General features: G+C 69.2%; 15 protein-coding genes. 9 read left to right on the top strand and 6 right to left on the bottom strand.

Annotation, left to right across the window (positions count from 1 at the left end; translation table 11 throughout):
* The first annotated feature begins 129 nt into the window (after positions 1-129).
* The 5 genes from NM961_RS01375 (at position 130) to NM961_RS01395 (ending at position 8,134) form a co-directional block, all read left to right on the top strand.
* Entirely contained in the window at positions 130-717 is a 588-nt protein-coding gene (locus NM961_RS01375) for an ECF-type sigma factor (RefSeq protein WP_255910440.1), read from the top strand.
* A gap of 322 nt (positions 718-1,039) precedes the next feature.
* Positions 1,040-3,565 carry a serine/threonine-protein kinase gene (locus tag NM961_RS01380; protein ID WP_255910441.1) on the top strand — a complete coding sequence of 842 codons (2,526 nt, stop codon included), beginning with the start codon at positions 1,040-1,042 and terminating at the stop codon, positions 3,563-3,565.
* Between the two features lie 100 nt (positions 3,566-3,665).
* Positions 3,666-4,256: an ECF-type sigma factor gene (locus NM961_RS01385; protein ID WP_255910442.1), complete on the top strand. Its 591-nt coding sequence runs from the start codon at positions 3,666-3,668 to the stop codon at positions 4,254-4,256.
* 46 nt (positions 4,257-4,302) lie between these two features.
* Complete coding sequence (locus NM961_RS01390; protein WP_255910443.1) at positions 4,303-6,834, top strand: serine/threonine-protein kinase; 2,532 nt, start codon at positions 4,303-4,305, stop codon at positions 6,832-6,834.
* A gap of 55 nt (positions 6,835-6,889) precedes the next feature.
* Complete coding sequence (locus NM961_RS01395) at positions 6,890-8,134, top strand: pepsin-like aspartic protease (protein ID WP_255910445.1); 1,245 nt, start codon at positions 6,890-6,892, stop codon at positions 8,132-8,134.
* A gap of 50 nt (positions 8,135-8,184) precedes the next feature.
* On the opposite strand, the gene NM961_RS01400 is transcribed toward NM961_RS01395, so the two are convergent.
* The 3 genes from NM961_RS01400 to NM961_RS01410 all read right to left on the bottom strand — a co-directional run bounded on the left by NM961_RS01400 (position 8,185) and on the right by NM961_RS01410 (position 10,468).
* Entirely contained in the window at positions 8,185-8,484 is a 300-nt protein-coding gene (locus NM961_RS01400; RefSeq protein ID WP_255910447.1) for a hypothetical protein, read from the bottom strand.
* A 2-nt stretch (positions 8,485-8,486) separates the two neighbouring features.
* On the bottom strand, positions 8,487-8,774 hold the full coding sequence (locus tag NM961_RS01405; RefSeq protein WP_255910450.1) for a hypothetical protein: 288 nt from the start codon (positions 8,772-8,774) through the stop codon (positions 8,487-8,489).
* 449 nt (positions 8,775-9,223) lie between these two features.
* The gene (locus NM961_RS01410) at positions 9,224-10,468 is read right to left on the bottom strand and encodes a choice-of-anchor tandem repeat NxxGxxAF-containing protein (RefSeq protein WP_255910452.1); all 1,245 of its coding nucleotides are present in this window, start codon (positions 10,466-10,468) and stop codon (positions 9,224-9,226) included.
* A gap of 274 nt (positions 10,469-10,742) precedes the next feature.
* On the opposite strand from NM961_RS01410, the gene NM961_RS01415 reads away from it, so the two are divergent.
* Complete coding sequence (locus NM961_RS01415) at positions 10,743-11,573, top strand: hypothetical protein (RefSeq protein ID WP_255910453.1); 831 nt, start codon at positions 10,743-10,745, stop codon at positions 11,571-11,573.
* A gap of 60 nt (positions 11,574-11,633) precedes the next feature.
* On the opposite strand, the gene NM961_RS01420 is transcribed toward NM961_RS01415, so the two are convergent.
* Positions 11,634-12,239 carry an HAD family hydrolase gene (locus NM961_RS01420; RefSeq protein ID WP_255910454.1) on the bottom strand — a complete coding sequence of 202 codons (606 nt, stop codon included), beginning with the start codon at positions 12,237-12,239 and terminating at the stop codon, positions 11,634-11,636.
* Between the two features lie 74 nt (positions 12,240-12,313).
* On the bottom strand, positions 12,314-12,964 hold the full coding sequence (locus NM961_RS01425; protein WP_255910455.1) for a TetR/AcrR family transcriptional regulator: 651 nt from the start codon (positions 12,962-12,964) through the stop codon (positions 12,314-12,316).
* A gap of 66 nt (positions 12,965-13,030) precedes the next feature.
* Between NM961_RS01425 and NM961_RS01430 the strand changes: the two genes are divergently transcribed.
* The 3 genes from NM961_RS01430 to NM961_RS01440 all read left to right on the top strand — a co-directional run bounded on the left by NM961_RS01430 (position 13,031) and on the right by NM961_RS01440 (position 14,814).
* Positions 13,031-13,456, top strand: a complete 426-nt coding sequence (locus tag NM961_RS01430; RefSeq protein WP_255910456.1) for a VOC family protein — start codon at positions 13,031-13,033, stop codon at positions 13,454-13,456.
* Between the two features lie 69 nt (positions 13,457-13,525).
* Positions 13,526-14,296, top strand: coding sequence for a dimethylarginine dimethylaminohydrolase family protein (locus NM961_RS01435; protein WP_255910457.1), 771 nt, complete (start codon positions 13,526-13,528; stop codon positions 14,294-14,296).
* An 11-nt stretch (positions 14,297-14,307) separates the two neighbouring features.
* Positions 14,308-14,814, top strand: coding sequence for a GNAT family N-acetyltransferase (locus NM961_RS01440; RefSeq protein WP_255910458.1), 507 nt, complete (start codon positions 14,308-14,310; stop codon positions 14,812-14,814).
* 75 nt (positions 14,815-14,889) lie between these two features.
* On the opposite strand, the gene NM961_RS01445 is transcribed toward NM961_RS01440, so the two are convergent.
* Positions 14,890-15,255, bottom strand: a complete 366-nt coding sequence (locus NM961_RS01445) for a DUF423 domain-containing protein (protein WP_255910459.1) — start codon at positions 15,253-15,255, stop codon at positions 14,890-14,892.
* Positions 15,256-15,770: the final 515 nt, after the last annotated feature.

Genomic DNA, 15,770 nt, shown 5'->3' on the forward strand with positions numbered 1-15,770 from the left:
AATACAAACGACACCGCAGACCACGCCTCAGCAAACTAGCGCCATGCAGTTGTAGCATCCGCCCTCACCACGTTACCTTTCGCGTTACGTCCGCCACATCGTTACCGGCCCGGCACTGCGCCGGCATCCATGAGCAGTCCCCCGCCAAGTCCCGAGATCACTGCCTTGCTGGGCCGCTGGCGCCAGGGAGACCGCGCTGCCGAGGGCGAGCTGATGCGTACGGTCTATCCGGTGCTGCGCGATATCGCGCGGGCGCGGCTGCGCAACTCCAGCGACGAGCTGACCCTGTGCGCGACTGAGCTGGCGCACGAGGTCTATGCGCGGCTGGCCCGCGCCGAGCACATGCACTACAACGACCGCGGCCATTTCTACGCCGTGGCGGCGCGGGCGATACGCAATTTCCTGATCGACCATCTGCGCGCGCGGGGCAGCGGGAAGCGCGGCGGCGATCTGCCGTTCGTGCCGCTGGAGCTGGCCGAAGACGTGGAGGATTCCGACCGCATAGACCTGCGCATCGACTGGCTGGGCGTGCACGAGGCACTCAACCGGCTGGAGACCGTGGATGCGGGCTGCGCGCGCATCGTCGAGCTGAAGTTCTTTTCCGGCCTGAGTACGGAGGAAATTGCGGCGGCCTGTGACATCTCGCGCGCGACGGTGGTGCGCAGCTGGCGTTTCGCCAAGGCCTGGCTGACCGACCAGTTGCGCCAGCCGTCATGAAGCCGGCCGGGCAAGAGCCGGCGGCAGCGACGCCGGAATCATGCGGAAAGGCGCCGGCAACCCGAAAACCCGCAGCCCTGCGCGGCGGCCGCCCGTGCAATGGCGCCTGCGGTTTTGTGGAATTGCGGTTGCAATCGCGTAAATAGCGCAATCACAGCATGTAATTTGGAACCTGCCGCCGCAAGCAGTTCGCGACGGGCAATCGAGGAAAGGCTCCGCACGGCCGGAAGTCGCGCGGCGGAACGGGATCCGTGCCTTTCGGGAAGTGGGCAAGGCCACGCGGCCCAAAGCGGCGCGGCAACGGGCTAAGGGGGCCCGGGATATGACGCAGCAGGCGTTTCAGCGTCTACGGCAGTTGTTCGACCGGTTGACCGAGCTGCCGGCGGAGCAGCGCGACGATTTCCTCGCCGGTTGCGCGGAGATCGGCGAAACCACGCGGCGTCAGCTGCGCGATCTGCTGCAGGCCGACGCCGATGTGGGCGACCTCACCGTGCGTCCGCTGCGCAGCCCGGGCGAGGAAGCCGCCGCGGCCTGGCTGGGACGGCGCATAGGCGCCTTCGAGATCACCCGCGTACTGGGCCAGGGCGGCATGGGCAGCGTATTCCTGGCCAACCGTGTCGCCGGCGGCGTGGCGCAGCAGGTCGCGATCAAGGTCGTGCGCAGCGACATGCTCGACGCGGCCACGCGCGCGCGCTTCCGCCTGGAACGGCAGGTGCTGGCCCTGCTGCAGCATCCGAATATCGCGGCGATGCTGGACCTGGGCGAGCTGGAGGACGGCAGCCCCTACGCCATCATGGAATTCGTCGACGGCGAAACCATCACCCGCCATGCGCGCGAGCACAACCTGGATCTGCGCCGGCGTCTGCAGCTGTTCCTGGAAGTCTGCAATGCGGTGGCGCATGCCCATCGCAGCATGATCGTGCATCGCGACATCAAGCCCGGCAATGTGCTGGTGGATCGCGAAGGCCGGCCGCGCCTGCTGGATTTCGGCATCGCCAAGCCGCTTTCGGCCCAGCTCGGCGCTGTCGATGTGGAAGAAACCAGCGCTGCCCAGCGCTTCGTCTCGCTCAGCCACGCCGCGCCGGAACAGCTGCGCGGCGAAGCGATAACCACGGCCTGCGACGTCTACGGCCTGGGCGCACTGCTGTACGAGCTGCTCGCCGGCGTGCCGGCATTCGCACGCGAAGGGCTCACGCCGGCGCAGCTGGAACGCATGATCTGCGAGACCGATCCATTGCCGCCCAGCCGGCGCAGCGGCGCCGGCGGCGTGGCGGCGATTCCGCGCGATCTCGACCTCATCGTGCTGCGCTGCCTGCGCAAGCAACCGGCGGACCGCTACGTCTCGGTCGACCAGCTCGCCGGCGAGCTGCGCGATTTCCTCGCCGGCCGGCCGGTGCTGGCGCGGCGCGGCAATGCGCTGTATCGCGCCGGGCGCTTCTTCGCCCGGCACCGGCTGGCGCTGGCCCTGGGCGCGGTGATACTGCTCGGCGGCGTGACCGGACTGGCCCTGCTCTGGCGCCAGCAGCTGGCGACGCTGGCGCAACAGAGCCGCGCCGATGCGATGACCGACCTGATCCTCTCCGCGCTGCACGGCGGCAGCAGCGACAATCCCGGCAGCAAGGACACCACCGCGCGCGAAGTATTCGAGCGCGTCGCCAGCGAGGCGCGCGCGCGCACCGACCTGGATCCGGTCTCGCGCGCCCGCGTGCTGGGCACGGTCGCGCGCGTCCACCTGGAGCTGGGCCTGCCCAAGGAAGCCGAGGCCGTGATCGCGCAGATCGACGACGCCGCGCTGCCGGCGGAACAGCGCGACGAGCTGGACCTGCTGCGGGTCAGCCTGCTGCAGGCGCTGAACCGCTTCGACGAGGCCCGCGCGGTGATCGCGCCGGCGCTGGCCAGGCCGCACGACGTGCAGGCCCGCGCGCGCTGGGATCTGGCCCAGGCCCGGCTGGATTACGACGAAGGCAACAGCCAGGCGGCGCTGCAGCGCATCGATGCGATGACGCCGGCGGTGCTCAGTCCCGAACTGCGCGAGCAGCGCCTGAAGCAGCGCTCGGACACGCTGTGGGTGGCGGGGAAGCGCGCGGAGGGCATCGCCGACAGCGAACAGCTGCTCGCCCTGCGCCGCGCACGCCTGGGCGAGGAGTCGCCGGCCGTTTACAGCAGTCTGCGCGACCTCGCCAGCGGCTATCTCTACCAGGGCGATGTGGCCCGCGCGCAGCAATACAGCGATTCCATGCTGGCACTGGCAGGCAAGCTGTTCAGCGCCAATTCGCTGCGCTACGCCGATGCCCTGTCCATACAGCGCTCGCTGGAGCAGGAGCGTGGCGACTTCGAGGCCGCCCTCGTGCGGGAACAGCGGGTACTCGCGATCCGCCGCGACCAGCTCGGTGCGGACGGCCCGCACGTGGCGCGCAGCTATTTCAATCTTGCCAGTCTGTACAGCCATAGCCGGCAGCTGGCTGCCGCGGAAGACTATGGACGCCGCAGCCTGGAAATCGCTGAACGGGTGTGGCTGCCCTCGGATCTCAACGTTTTCCTGTTCCGCGTCGTTTTCGCCGCGACGCTGATCGATAACGGCAAGATCGCAGAGGCCCGCACCGTCGTGCACAAGGCGCTCAAGGATTGCGAGACCTATCCGGCATTGCAGCAGTACGACATCTATCCGCTGGCCCTGGCCATGGAACGGCTGGGCGCGTACGAGGCCGTACGCAGCGAGGAAAACCGCCTCGCCCTGAGCAAGGCCCTGCACGAAGCCAAGCAGGGCGCGGCCGACAATCAGACCCGTGCCTATGTCGACACGCTGCTGGCCCATGCCGCGGGCCGCGGCGTGGAGCCGGCGCCGTGAGAAACCGCGTACGTGCCGTTGTTTTTGATCCAATGCCGCCGGCTGGTCAGCCGTGCTGCCGATCGCCACAGACCGCGGCTTGCGGAGAATCATCGATACCATGACCACATCGGCCGACGATACCGACATCACCGCCCTGCTCGCGCGCTGGCGCCAGGGCGACCGCGCCGCCGAAGCGGAGCTGCTGCGCTCGGTCTATCCGGTGCTGCAGGAGATCGCCCGGGCGCGCCTGCGCCGCACGCCGCAGGAACTGACCCTGGGCACCACCGACCTGGTGCACGAAACCTACGCCCGCCTGGCCCGCGCCGATGGACTGGATTATCAGGCCCGCGGCCATTTCTTCGCCGTGGCGGCGCGCTCGATCCGCTATTTCGTCATCGACCACCTGCGCTCGCGCGGCAGCGAACGGCACGGCGGCCAGACGCCGTTCATCAGCCTGGACCAGCTCGAAGACGACGAGCCCGCATGCGACAGCATCGACCTCGGCGTGGACTGGCTGGCCGTGCATGCCGCGCTGGAAGCGCTGGAAAAGGTCGATGCCGAATGCGCCTGGATCGTGGAGCTGAAATTCTTCGGCGGCCTGACCACCGAGGAAATCGCCGAAGTCTGCGGCGTATCGCGCGCGACCGTGGTGCGCAGCTGGCGCTTCGCGCGGGCCTGGCTGGCGGACCGGCTGCAGGCGTTCCGCTGAGAATCAATATTCCACAACAGAACAAAATAGATCCGGAAGCTGCGCCATGTCCGAAACGCCGTTCCGCCGCATCCGCGATCTCTTCGACCAGCTGGCGGAATTGCCCGCGGCCGAACGCGCCGGCTACCTCGCCGCCCAGGCCGACCTGGGCGAGGGCACCCGGCGCCAGATCGAAGATCTGCTGCTGGCCGATGCGCAGCTGGGCAGCGCAACCGCCCGCGCGGCAGTCAGGCCGGCGCCGTCTTCCGAGGCATGGACGGGCCGGCGCATAGGCGCATTCCGCATCAGCCGCGAGCTGGGCCGCGGCGGCATGGGCAGCGTATTCCTGGCCGAGCGCGTCGACGGCGGCGTGACGCAGCAGGTCGCCATCAAGATCGTGCGTCCGGAGATGCTGGATGCGGCGACGCTGGCGCGCTTCCGCCTGGAACGCCAGTTGCTCGCCCTGCTGCAGCATCCGAACATTCCGACCATGCTGGACCTGGGCGAGCTGGACGACGGCAGTCCTTACGCGGTGATGGAGTACGTCGACGGCATTCCCATCGATCGCTACGTGCGGGAACAGCAGCTGGACCTCAAGGCGCGGCTGCGCCTGTTCCTTCTTGTCTGCGCCGCGGTCGCTTATGCCCACCGCAACCTGATCGTGCACCGCGACCTCAAGCCCAGCAATGTGCTGGTCGATGCCGCCGGCCAGCCGCAGCTGCTGGATTTCGGCATCGCCAAGCCGCTGCTGGCCCAGGTCGGCGCGGTCGATGTGGAGGAAACCGGCGCGGCGCAGCGCTTCCTGTCGCTCAGCCACGCCGCGCCCGAGCAATTCAGCGGCGGCCCCATCACCACGGCCTGCGATGTCTACAGCCTGGGCGTGCTGCTGTACGAACTGCTCGCCGGCACCACGCCGTTCCGGCGCGAAGCGCTGACGCCGGCGCAGCTGGAGCAGCAGACCTTGCACGTCGACCCGGCACCGCCCAGCCGCGCCGCCGCAGCAGCGGATGGCAGCGGCTTGCGCATCGGTCAGGATCTGGACCTGATCACCCTGCGCTGCCTGCGCAAGCAGCCGGTCGACCGCTATGTCTCGGTGGACCAGCTGGCGGAGGACCTGCAGCGCTATCTCGCCGGCCACCCGGTGCTGGCGCGCCGCGGCAACCTGGCCTATCGCCTGGGCCGCTTCGTCACGCGCCATCGCACTGGCGTGACGGCGGCGGCCGCGGTGCTGGCGCTGCTGCTGTCCGGCGCCCTGTTGCTGTGGCGCCAGCAGCAGGCCACGGCGCGGCAGCAGCTGCGCGCCGACGAGATGAGCGGACTGCTGATGGACACGCTGCTCTCGGTGGATCCGGACAGCGCCGGCGGACGCGATCTCAGCGCGCGCGAAGTGTTCGAGCGCGTCGCCGCCCAGGCCAAGGCCAGTCCCGATCTCAGCGCCGAATCGCGCGCGCGCATCCTGGGCACGGTGGCGCAGATCGACCTCGGCCTGGGCTATCCGACGCTGGCGGAAAATGCCGTGGCCGGCCTGTCACCGCAGGGCCTGGAACCGCTACAGCGCAATGAACTGCTGCTGCTCAAGGCGCGCACGCTGCTGGCCATGTCGCGCAACGAAGAAAGCCGCAGGCTGATCGACCAGGGCCTGGCAGAAAGCGCTGGCGATGCACGCCGCTCCGCGGTCTGGAAACTGCTGGACGCGAGCCACGACTATCACATCGGCCACGTGCCGCAGGCGCTGCAGAAGATCGACGCGATCACGCCGGACCTGCTCGAACCGGCGCAGGAAGACCAGCGCCGGCTGCTGCGCGCCGACGCGCTGCGGGTGAGCTACCGGCCGGAGGAAGGCATCAAGGAAATCGAGGCTGTGGTGGCGGCCCAGCGTGCGCGCCTGGGCGCGGATTCGCCGGCAGTGTTCCAGAGCCTGCAGAAACTGGCCATACGCGAAGCCGACGCCGGCGATCTGGAGCGCGGCGAAACGCTGTTCAAGGACGTGCTCGCCCTGGCCGAGAAAAGCTTCAGCCGCACCTCGGCGCGCTACGCCGAAGCGCTCAGCGTCGGCGTTTCCATCGAGACACGGCGCAGGAATTTCGCCAAGGCCACCGAGTACCTGCAGCAGATCATCCCTATCCTGATCGATCAGGTGGGCGAAGTGCATCCGCGCGTGGCTTACCAATATCTCAACCTGGCCAGCATCTACGAGGAATCCGGCCAGCTGCCGAAGGCCGGCGAGTACTACGCCAAGGGCGCGGCTGTCGCCGAGCGCGTCTGGCTGGGCGACGATACCAACCTGCTGCTGTTCCGCGTCGCCGCGGCCAGCCATTTCGCCCTGGTCGACGACTGCGCCAGGGCGCTGGAACAGACCACGCGCGGCGTGCAGGCGAACCTGACCTATCCCGAGCTGCTCCAGAGCGACGGCGCGCCGCTGATGGAAGTGCTGCACGCCTACTGCGGCTATCGGCTCAAGCCCGACCCGGCCGGCCGCAGCACACTGGCCCGCGGCCTGAAAAGGGCGCAGGAAGCGGCGCAGGATGCAAGCGTGAAGCAGGCCGTGGCCCAGGTGGTGCGCCAGGCCGCCGCCCTGGGCGTGCAACCGGCGGAATGAAACACGCCGGCCGGCGCGAACGGGCGGCGGCGGCAATCTGGTATACGATGCCGCAATGCCCACGTCGCCCCGGCCGCTGCAGCTGCGCACCACGCTCGCCTATGCCCGCGGCGGCTATACCGCGGCGCTGGAGGTGGGCAGCAGCAATGCCTGCGTCAACGTGCTGCTGGATACCGGCAGCAGTACGCTGGCGCTGACCGGCAGCAAATACCGGCCGGACAGCGACAGCGCGCTCGGCGCCACCGCACTGGCCCAGCAAGTGACGTACGGCAAGGGCGCCTGGGCCGGCCCGGTCCTGCATTCGCGCATAGGCTTCGGCGAAGGCGATCAGGCGCGGCGCGTGGACGGCGCGGCCTTCGCCCTGGTGGAGAACGATGCCAGCGCTTTCTTCCGCAATGCCGACGGCATACTCGGCCTGGCCTACCGGCAGCTCAATCCCGCCCACGACATGACGGCGCCGCTGACCCGGCAGGGCCGCGATCCGGCGCTGACCTGGCCCTGGCCTTACGATCTTTCCAACGCCGAAGCCCTGGCCGCCTTCAAGCAGGAACTGCTGCAGCAGCCGCGCGTGACCCTGCAGCCGCTGTTCTGCGCGCTGGAGGGCGAGGGCCTGTTCGCCGACCGCTTCGCGCTGAGCGTGCGCCGCGCCGTGGTACACGTGACCGACGCGGCGGCGACGCCGGCGCAGCTCGCCGCCGATCCGCTCAACAGCGGCGTGCTGGTGCTGGGCGGCGGCGAGGAATGCCAAGCGCTGTACCGCGGCGGTTTCCAGGACGTGCGCATCCTGCACGATCTCTACTACAACGCGAACCTGCTCTCGGTGCAGGTCGGCGACCAGGAACCGATCGCGGCGGCACAGGTCGCGCCGCAGTACCGGGACGGCTGCGTCAGCAACGCCTTTATCGACACCGGAAGCAGTTTCCTCGCGTTGGAAGGCACGCTCTACGACGCCGTGCTGACCGGCTTCGCCGCGCACGATGCGTCCCTGCCGCAACTGATCCAGCGCTTCGAGGAACAGTTCCGCAACGAACAGGGCCTGCCCAACGAAGCCGTGGACACGCGCCGCTGGCCGGCGCTGCATTTCCGCCTGGAAGGCAGCAACGGCGGCGAAGTCTGCCTGCGCTGCGAACCGGCGCAGTACTGGCAGCGCAATGCGAACGTGGCGGGACAAAGCCTGTTCCTGCTGCTGCGCTGGAGCCGGCAAAGCGTGCTCGGCCTGCCGCTGCTGTGCGGCCGCTACTGCATCTTCGACCGCCGCGACGACGAATGCGGCCGCGTGCGCCTCGCCGATCTGCGCTGAACGCGCGCCGTACGCGCGGAACCGGAGCCGGCTCCGCGCGCGGCACGGCTTCACTGGAAGCCGTTGCGGAACAGCACGTCCTTGCGCCGTAGGGTCAACTGGGGCGCGCTGTTGACGTCGTCGAGCATCACCGGCGCGAGCTTGACCAGGCCCCAGCCCGCGGCCGCGAGCTGGGCGACAGTCTTGCTGCCGGCCTGGGGACAGGCGAACACGGTGGCGCTGGTCGGCGGCGACGCGCCGGAGGCCGGCTGCGACGGGCCGTAGCAGATATCGGCCGCGACCTGGGCCTGTACGCCGGCGCAGGCCGCCAGCAGCGCTGCGCCGCCGGCGAAACGGATAAGGGCGCGCATGATCAGGGCTTCTGTATCACGAGCTGCCAGGTGGTATCGGGAAAGTTCGGATTCGCGCCGGGCGTGGTCACCGGGGAAAGCTGCACCACCTGCCAGCCCGCTGCAGCGAGCTGGGGCAGGTTCAAATTGCCCGCTTGTGGACATTGGAACGTGACCGAGTTGGTCACCGGCGGCGGCGTAGGAATCGCCGCGACCTGGGGCGAATAGCAGATATCGGCCTGGCCGGCGAACGCCGGCGCCGCGAACACGGCCAGCACGGCGGCGAGGGAAAGCGGGTATTGCAACTTCATCACGGGCTCCTTGGGAACGTTTTCCTTGCGTACACCGCCCGCGCACGGCGCCGGCGGCCGGCCAACATAGCAGTTCGTCGGGCCGGGCATGTTTGAACCGCGTTAGGTTTCGCCGCGGCAAGCGCAAACGCCAGCCCCGCGGGACGGACAGCACGTTGCGGTGGCCGGACGGAGCAATGTTTTTCCGCAGCGGCGGCCGGACGGCAGCCGTACTCGCCTGTTCCCTGATGCGGACCTTTGCGTCCCGGGGAAAGCGTCTTTTGAGCAGCGGCACCGCGACGGCGACGCCATCCGCCGGTCCGCGAATCCCGCGGCACGCCGTCGGCCGCCGCGCGGCGGCAGCCCGCGCGGCTACCGCTGCGGCAGGCACCGATGAAACGCCAGTGTGCGAAACGCGGCCGGCATTCGCGCAGACAGGCAGCCAGCCGCAAGCTGCCGCCGGAGAAGCGCTAGCGATTCACCTCGAAGCCATCGGCAAACAGCGCATCGGCCGCCACCGCCGCGACGAACACGCCGCTGCCCCATTCCACCTGGCTCTGTCCGTCCGGATGCAGCGCGGCGATGAACACCAGGTCGCCGCGGTTGTTCAGGGCCGGCGCGCCGGAAAACACCGCGTCCGCGTTGTGCTGGCCTACCTGCCCCAGGCCCAGGTCGGTCGCGAGCCGGTCGCCCTTGCCGACCACGCGGCGCAGGTTGTCGCCATCGCCCACGTAGATAGCCTGTCCATCCGCATCGCGCGCGCGGAAGGCAACGAGGCCGTCGTCGTTGATGCTGGGCGGGAAGAATTCCAGTTCGCGGATCAGCCCGGCGGGATCGACCGCGGCAATCTCGCGCAATTCCACGCCGTCGTAGCGGTAGACCACGCGGCGGTTGTCGGCGAAGCGCGTGGCGATGAAGGCGATCCTGCCGTTGTCGCTGAGCGCGAGCGAATTGTCGAAGCGCGCGATCGGCGAGTTTGCGTCGGAGCCGCGGTCGGCGACCAGACGGGTGGAGCTGCCGTCGCTGGCGAAGCGGCGGATCTCGGTGGCGCTGGTGAAATCCGGCGAGGTCGCCACCTTCGCGACCAGGGCGCGGCTGTCGTCGAAGGACGGCGTGTACAGATAGGTAAAGCTGCTGCCCGGATCCAGCCCCTTGTCGGTGGCATGGAATGCCGCCGTGCCAGCCGCGACCGAGGCATAAGCGCGGCCGGCGCTGAAATTCGCCTGGAAACCGATCTGTCCGGCCGCATTGATCCCCGGCGCGGAATAGGTATTGGGGAATACCGGCGGCGTGGCCACGCGCGCGGCGGCAGCGGCGGCGTGATCGTAGCGGTAAATGCCGTCGGCGCCGCCGGTATCGCTGAGCAGGAACACGGCCAGGCCACTGTTATTGAGGCGCAGCGAAGCGGAAATCAGCGCATCCACCGGTCCGGTGAACACGATACTGCCGGTGCCGCCGGCACCGAACCACACACCGGGCCGGCTGTCCGCGCCATCGGGCACGATCTGCACCGGGAAAGCGACGCGGCCGCTGTCGTCGATATCGGCCGTGATGCTGTTGAAGGACGCGCCCGGCGGCAGGTTGTAGCCGTTGTCGTTGACGATGAGGTTGGTGCGCGCCTGGAGTTGCGGCGCGGCATAGCCGGGCAGCGCGGCATGGACGTTGCCGGCCAGGCCGGCGCAGAGAACACAGAACGTGGCGATGTTGCGGGTCATGCGCGGATCCTCCTGCGTTTGCCGCCGTCCGGACCGGGCTCATGCCCAGACCGGCACGCGGAGCCGGCCCGGCCGGCGGGAAAGCCACAAATTAGCGGGAATGGTGTGAAAAATTGGGGGAAGGATCACATCGCCGCGTCCAGGCCATGCAGGATCTACGGCCAATGTCGTAGTCTTGTGCGGCGGACATTCCCTGTCGTGGGCAGACGGCAGTCGCGGGTCCGCGCAATCCATACCCTCACACGCCGGCTTCAAAGACCGGCAAGGAGATGTCATGCGTGTTTTTTCTGCCCTGGGGCTCATTGCCCTGACCGCCGCCGGCCAGGCCCAGGCCGGCAGCTGCGAAACCAATTTCAGCAAGCAGGGCTCGCCCTTCACCGGCAGCAGCTACCGTTCCTCGGTAGCGCTTTCCGACCTCAGCGTCGCCAGCGCGATCAACCAGATGCGCGCCACCGCCCTGGAAAAGAAGATGAACGTGCTGGCCTTCGACGCCGAAGGCGGCAGCCTGCTGATCGAGGAGCCGGAGAGTTTCAAGCACAAGCCCATTCCCATGATCATCAGCGCGGCGCAGGAAAACGGCGTCACTACGGTGAGCATGGAAGTGAAGCTGGGCCGCGGCGCACTGACCAAGAGCGACGCCATGCGCGATGAAATCTGCAAGATGCTGGCGACGGTGAAGCCCGGCGCCGCCGGCGAACGCGCCGCCAAGGACGCCGAGGCGCGCACTGCCAGCGCCGGCCCGGAAAAGATCGACGCGCTGGCCTTCTCGCTCAAGCTGGCACGCCAGTCCAACGAGAACCAGTCCACCATCAACCCGCGCTACAAAGGCAAGAAATTCACGGTTACCGGCCGCGCCGCCTTCATCATGGAAGACGGCGACGACTACAACGTCGGCTACGACATACCCGAGCCCGGCGACATGCTGATCAAGCCGGGCCCGATGGATCCGCATTACAAGGTCTCGATCAGCTGCATCATGGCCAAGAACCAGACCGCCTACGCGCTGACCCTGCGCGAAGGCGACAAGATCGCCCTGACTGGCACCTTCTCGCGCTATGACCAGTTCAAGCACGTGGTCTGGCTGGAAGGCTGCGTCAAGAGCTGAGGCGCACGGCGCCGCAGACGGCCGTAGGGCTGTCTGCGGCGTCCGCGGCCGCGAGGCGCTTCAGTCCACGGGTTCGCCGCGGTAGTAGCGGTGCCGGGCCAGCTGCAGCAGCGCCAGGTCTTCGTGCGTGTCGCCGTAGGCGTAGATTTCGCCGTAGCGCGCAAGATCGTAGTGCGCGCGCACGCGGCGCGCCTTTTCCTCGCCGGCGCACTGGGCGCCGGCATAGCGGCCGCTGAGACGCCCGTCCATCACTTCCAGCCGCGAGCACAGGCAATCGACCTGCTGCGCACGGCACCAGTGCGCCAGATACACGTCCAGCGCACCGGATACCACCACGACCGTATCGCCGCGCTGCTGATGCCAGCGCAGCCGCTCCAGTGCCCGCGGCCGCAGCACCGGGGACAGCGCTTCGCGCGCGAAGCGTTCGCCGCTGCGGGCGTAAACCTGTTCGTCGAGACCGCGCAGGCAGTAGCTCACCAGCCGCTCGCGCAGGAAATGCGCACTGACCCAGCCCAGGCGGTAGCCCAGCAGCAGCGGCGCGAACAGCACGGTGCCCAGCGCCACCCGGGCACGCGGCGTGGCGGTGCGCAGGAAATCGGGGAACATCTCGCGGTCGGTCAGGGTGCCGTCGAAATCGAACAGGGCCAGGCCAGGCGCCTGGTCCATGCGGCCCGGCCCGGAAGGCTCCGCGGGCGTGGGCGGCGCGGCTTCCGCAACGGAAAGGTGAGCGGCGGTCATCATCAGCGCCGGCGCCGGACGGCGGACGGGGTTTTCTGCGCGGCGGCGGCGGGCGCGGCCACCTGCCGCACCAGCCACAACATGGCCGCGCGCGTCGCCGCGGCATCGGCGCCCGCGTCGATCTGCAATGCGGCGCGATCGAACGCAGCGGCGAGCAGTTGGGCTATCGCATCCACCGCCACCGTCGCATCGGCCAGGCCGGTTTCGAGCAGACCGGCGCGCAGGCTGGCGGCGGCATTCGCCGCGTCCACCGCCAGGCTGTCGGCCACACCCAGCGCGGCCGGCCCTTCGATCAGCAGCAGACGGGTGCGGCCGGGGACGGTCATCGCATCCAGATAGGCCTCGCTGCCGGCCAGCAGCGCTTCCTGCGGCAACCGCTGCGCCGGCGCAGCGGCCTCGATCGCTGCCTGCACCGCCTGCGCTTCCTGCTGCAGCACCTGGCGGAACAGATCCAGCTTGTCCACGAAGTGGTGGTACAGCGCACCGCGGGTGATGCCGGCCGCGGCGCAGATATCCGGCGTGGAGGTGTCGCCGTAGCCGTGCTGCACGAATAGTTCGCGCGCGGCCTGCAGCAGGGCGGCGCGGGTGGCCTCGGTGCGGTCGCGGTTGCTGCGCGGCGTGACGGGCGTGGGCTGGGCTTTGCGCCGTTGCATACATACAGCCTGTATGTTAGTTTGAAATCCGCATACAGTCTGTATGTAAATCCGGAGCGGCACAACATGAAAGTCAGCAGCTACTACCCCGTGCTCATGTGCGCCGATGTCGCGGCTACCGCGCGCTTCTACCAGCAGCACTTCGGCTTCGTCGCCCTGTTCAGCAGCAACTGGTACGTGCACCTGCAGCTGCACGACGATGCCGACGTCAACCTGGCTGTGCTCGACGGCCAGCACGAAACCATCCCGGCCGCGGACCGCGGCACCGCCGCCGGCCTGCTGCTGAACTTCGAGGTGGACGACGTGGACGCGGTGCACGACCGCCTGCGCGCCGCCGGCCTGCCGATACGGTGCCCGCTGCGCGACGAGGCCTTCGGCCAGCGCCACTTCATCACGGCCGATCCCAACGGCGTGCTGATCGATGTCATCACGCCGATTCCGCCCTCGGGTGAGTTCGCCGCCCAGTACGCAGCCGGCGCGCTGCCGGACTGAGCCGCGCCCGGGCTTCACAGACGGGCCGCAAGCCGCTACGTTGGCCCGCCCCGCGCCGCGAGCCCGTCCGTGTTCACACAAGCCCTGGTACGTGCACCCAGCTCCAACTTCGCCGCCGGGCTGACGCGGGAAAATCTGGGCGTTCCCGACCACGCCCTGGCCCTGCGCCAGCATGCGGCCTATTGCGATGCGCTGCGGCGCTGCGGCCTGGACGTGCACGAACTGCCGCCCGACCCGCGCCACCCCGACGCCACCTTCGTCGAGGACACCGCCGTGCTGCTGCCGCGCTGTGCCGTGCTGACCCGCCCCGGCGCGCCCAGCCGCGCCGGCGAAGTCGAAGCCGTAGGCCAGGCATTGCGCGCGCAGGGCCTGGTCCTGCAGCAGATCGAAGCGCCGGGCACGCTGGACGGCGGCGATATCTGCGAAGCCGGCGAGCACGTCTTCATCGGCCTGTCGGCGCGCACCAATGCGGCCGGCGCCGAACAGCTGGCGCGGTGCCTCGCCGCCGCCGGCTACGCCAGCAGCCTGGTCGATGTGAGCGACATATCCAGCATCCTGCACCTCAAGAGCGGGCTGAGCTGGCTGGGCGACGGGCGCCTGCTGCTGATCGAGGCGCTGGCCGGGCATCCGGCGTTCGCCGGCTACGACCGCATCGTGGTCGATTCCGACGAAGCCTATGCGGCCAATGCGGTGCGCGTGAACGCGCATGTGCTGGTCGCCGCCGGCTATGCGCGCACCACGGCGCGGCTGCGCGAGGCGGGCTATGCACCGCTGGAGCTGGACATGAGCGAATTCCGCAAGATGGACGGCGGCCTGAGCTGCCTTTCCCTGCGCTACTGAGAGCCCGCCCGATGAGTGTGACCACGACGCCGCGCCTGCGGCTGGAACGTTTCAGCGAAGCCGACGACGCCTTCATCCTGCGCCTGGTGAACGAGCCGGCCTGGCTGCAGTACATCGGCGACAAGGGCGTGCGCACGCTGGACGATGCGCGCGGCTACCTGCGCAACGGCCCCATGGCCATGTACGAACGCCACGGCCACGGCCTGTACCGCATCGACCACGCCGGCAGCGGCGCGCCCATCGGCATGTGCGGCCTGATCAAGCGCGACAACCTCGACGATGTCGACATCGGCTACGCCCTGCTGCCCGAGCACTGCGGCCAGGGCTATGCCGAGGAAGCCGCCCGCGCGACCCTGCAGCTGGCGCGCGAGCAGTTCGGCCTGCGCCGCGTGGTGGCCATCGTCACGCCGGGCAATGCGCGCTCGACCCAGCTGCTGCACAAGCTGGGGATGCGCTACGAAAGAAACGTCGAGATGCAGCCCGGCAACGTGCCCGAGCTTTACGCCATCGAGTGGTAGCCGCGGCCCGCCTGGTACGCCGCGGCGCCGCGAGCGCAAGCGCTCCGATCCAGGCCGCGTGCGAACCGCAGCCGTTCAGCGCCGCCATACCGCCCAGGCCAGAAGCAGCCAGCCCGCGATCAGCAGCGTGCCGCCGAGCGGCGTGACCGCGCCCAGCCAGCGCGGCGCGCCCAGCACCAGGGCGAACAGGCTGCCGGAGAACGCGCAGCTGCCCGTCAGAAAAGCCGCCGCGGCCGCGCGCGCCGCGCCGCCGGTGGCCGCGCCGGCCGCGAACAGCGCCGCCAGCACATGCCAGAACAGGTAGCTGGTGCCGGTCTGCCAGACGGCGAGCTGGGCCGGTTCCAGGCTGGCGCGCAGCGCATGCGCGCCGAATGCGCCCAGGCCGACGCCAAGCGCGCCCAGCACAGCCGCCAGGGCGAGAAGAGTTCGGGAGGAAGGCATGCACGGGCTCCGCAGCGGCAGTGGCGGAGCATAGCCGCACCGCGGGCGCGGTGCTGCCGCTGCGACGCTGCGCCCCGCAGCGCGGGGCGAAGTCGCCGCGACGGCCGGTTGCAGCCGGACCGGCGCGGCGACCGCTCGGGGGGAAGAACCAAAAACCTGCGCCGTCCGTGGCGCCTTGCGACTGCTCCTTGAACCTAACGCGGAAATTTGCGGCCCTGCGCATCAGCCGGGCCGCAAAAATCGCCGACATCCTTGCGGCGTCACGGTATTGCAGGATCGTTACAGTAGCGAGTCCGCTGCGCACCTCCCTTGCGGGAAAGCTTCCTGCCGCGGTGCGGCAGCGTGACTGCTGCTTCAAACGCCCTGCCCGGCCTGAACCGAACCGTTTCATCGCTTCCTGCGTGTCTGTTCCAGCGCCTGCGTCCGCTCCGCCGCACCCTGCCGCCATCGCGCGCACGCTGCCGCATGAAGGCGCAAGGCCGTCATGAAGAGGTGTCTGCCGTAGGGGTAGGACG

This window comes from Tahibacter harae (assembly GCF_024437735.1).
GTDB classification, from domain to species: Bacteria; Pseudomonadota; Gammaproteobacteria; order Xanthomonadales; family Rhodanobacteraceae; genus Tahibacter; species Tahibacter harae.

What these genes read in the sequence shown, in the direction of transcription:
- NM961_RS01420 (WP_255910454.1), bottom strand. Translation starts at nt 12,239, where the DNA reads ATGGACCAGGCGCCTGGCCTGGCCCTGTTCGATTTCGACGGCACCCTG.
- NM961_RS01440 (WP_255910458.1), top strand. Translation starts at nt 14,308, where the DNA reads ATGAGTGTGACCACGACGCCGCGCCTGCGGCTGGAACGTTTCAGCGAA.
- NM961_RS01405 (WP_255910450.1), bottom strand. Translation starts at nt 8,774, where the DNA reads ATGAAGTTGCAATACCCGCTTTCCCTCGCCGCCGTGCTGGCCGTGTTC.
- NM961_RS01380 (WP_255910441.1), top strand. Translation starts at nt 1,040, where the DNA reads ATGACGCAGCAGGCGTTTCAGCGTCTACGGCAGTTGTTCGACCGGTTG.
- NM961_RS01410 (WP_255910452.1), bottom strand. Translation starts at nt 10,468, where the DNA reads ATGACCCGCAACATCGCCACGTTCTGTGTTCTCTGCGCCGGCCTGGCC.
- NM961_RS01425 (WP_255910455.1), bottom strand. Translation starts at nt 12,964, where the DNA reads ATGCAACGGCGCAAAGCCCAGCCCACGCCCGTCACGCCGCGCAGCAAC.
- NM961_RS01390 (WP_255910443.1), top strand. Translation starts at nt 4,303, where the DNA reads ATGTCCGAAACGCCGTTCCGCCGCATCCGCGATCTCTTCGACCAGCTG.
- NM961_RS01375 (WP_255910440.1), top strand. Translation starts at nt 130, where the DNA reads ATGAGCAGTCCCCCGCCAAGTCCCGAGATCACTGCCTTGCTGGGCCGC.
- NM961_RS01400 (WP_255910447.1), bottom strand. Translation starts at nt 8,484, where the DNA reads ATGCGCGCCCTTATCCGTTTCGCCGGCGGCGCAGCGCTGCTGGCGGCC.
- NM961_RS01385 (WP_255910442.1), top strand. Translation starts at nt 3,666, where the DNA reads ATGACCACATCGGCCGACGATACCGACATCACCGCCCTGCTCGCGCGC.
- NM961_RS01430 (WP_255910456.1), top strand. Translation starts at nt 13,031, where the DNA reads ATGAAAGTCAGCAGCTACTACCCCGTGCTCATGTGCGCCGATGTCGCG.
- NM961_RS01395 (WP_255910445.1), top strand. Translation starts at nt 6,890, where the DNA reads ATGCCCACGTCGCCCCGGCCGCTGCAGCTGCGCACCACGCTCGCCTAT.
- NM961_RS01445 (WP_255910459.1), bottom strand. Translation starts at nt 15,255, where the DNA reads ATGCCTTCCTCCCGAACTCTTCTCGCCCTGGCGGCTGTGCTGGGCGCG.
- NM961_RS01415 (WP_255910453.1), top strand. Translation starts at nt 10,743, where the DNA reads ATGCGTGTTTTTTCTGCCCTGGGGCTCATTGCCCTGACCGCCGCCGGC.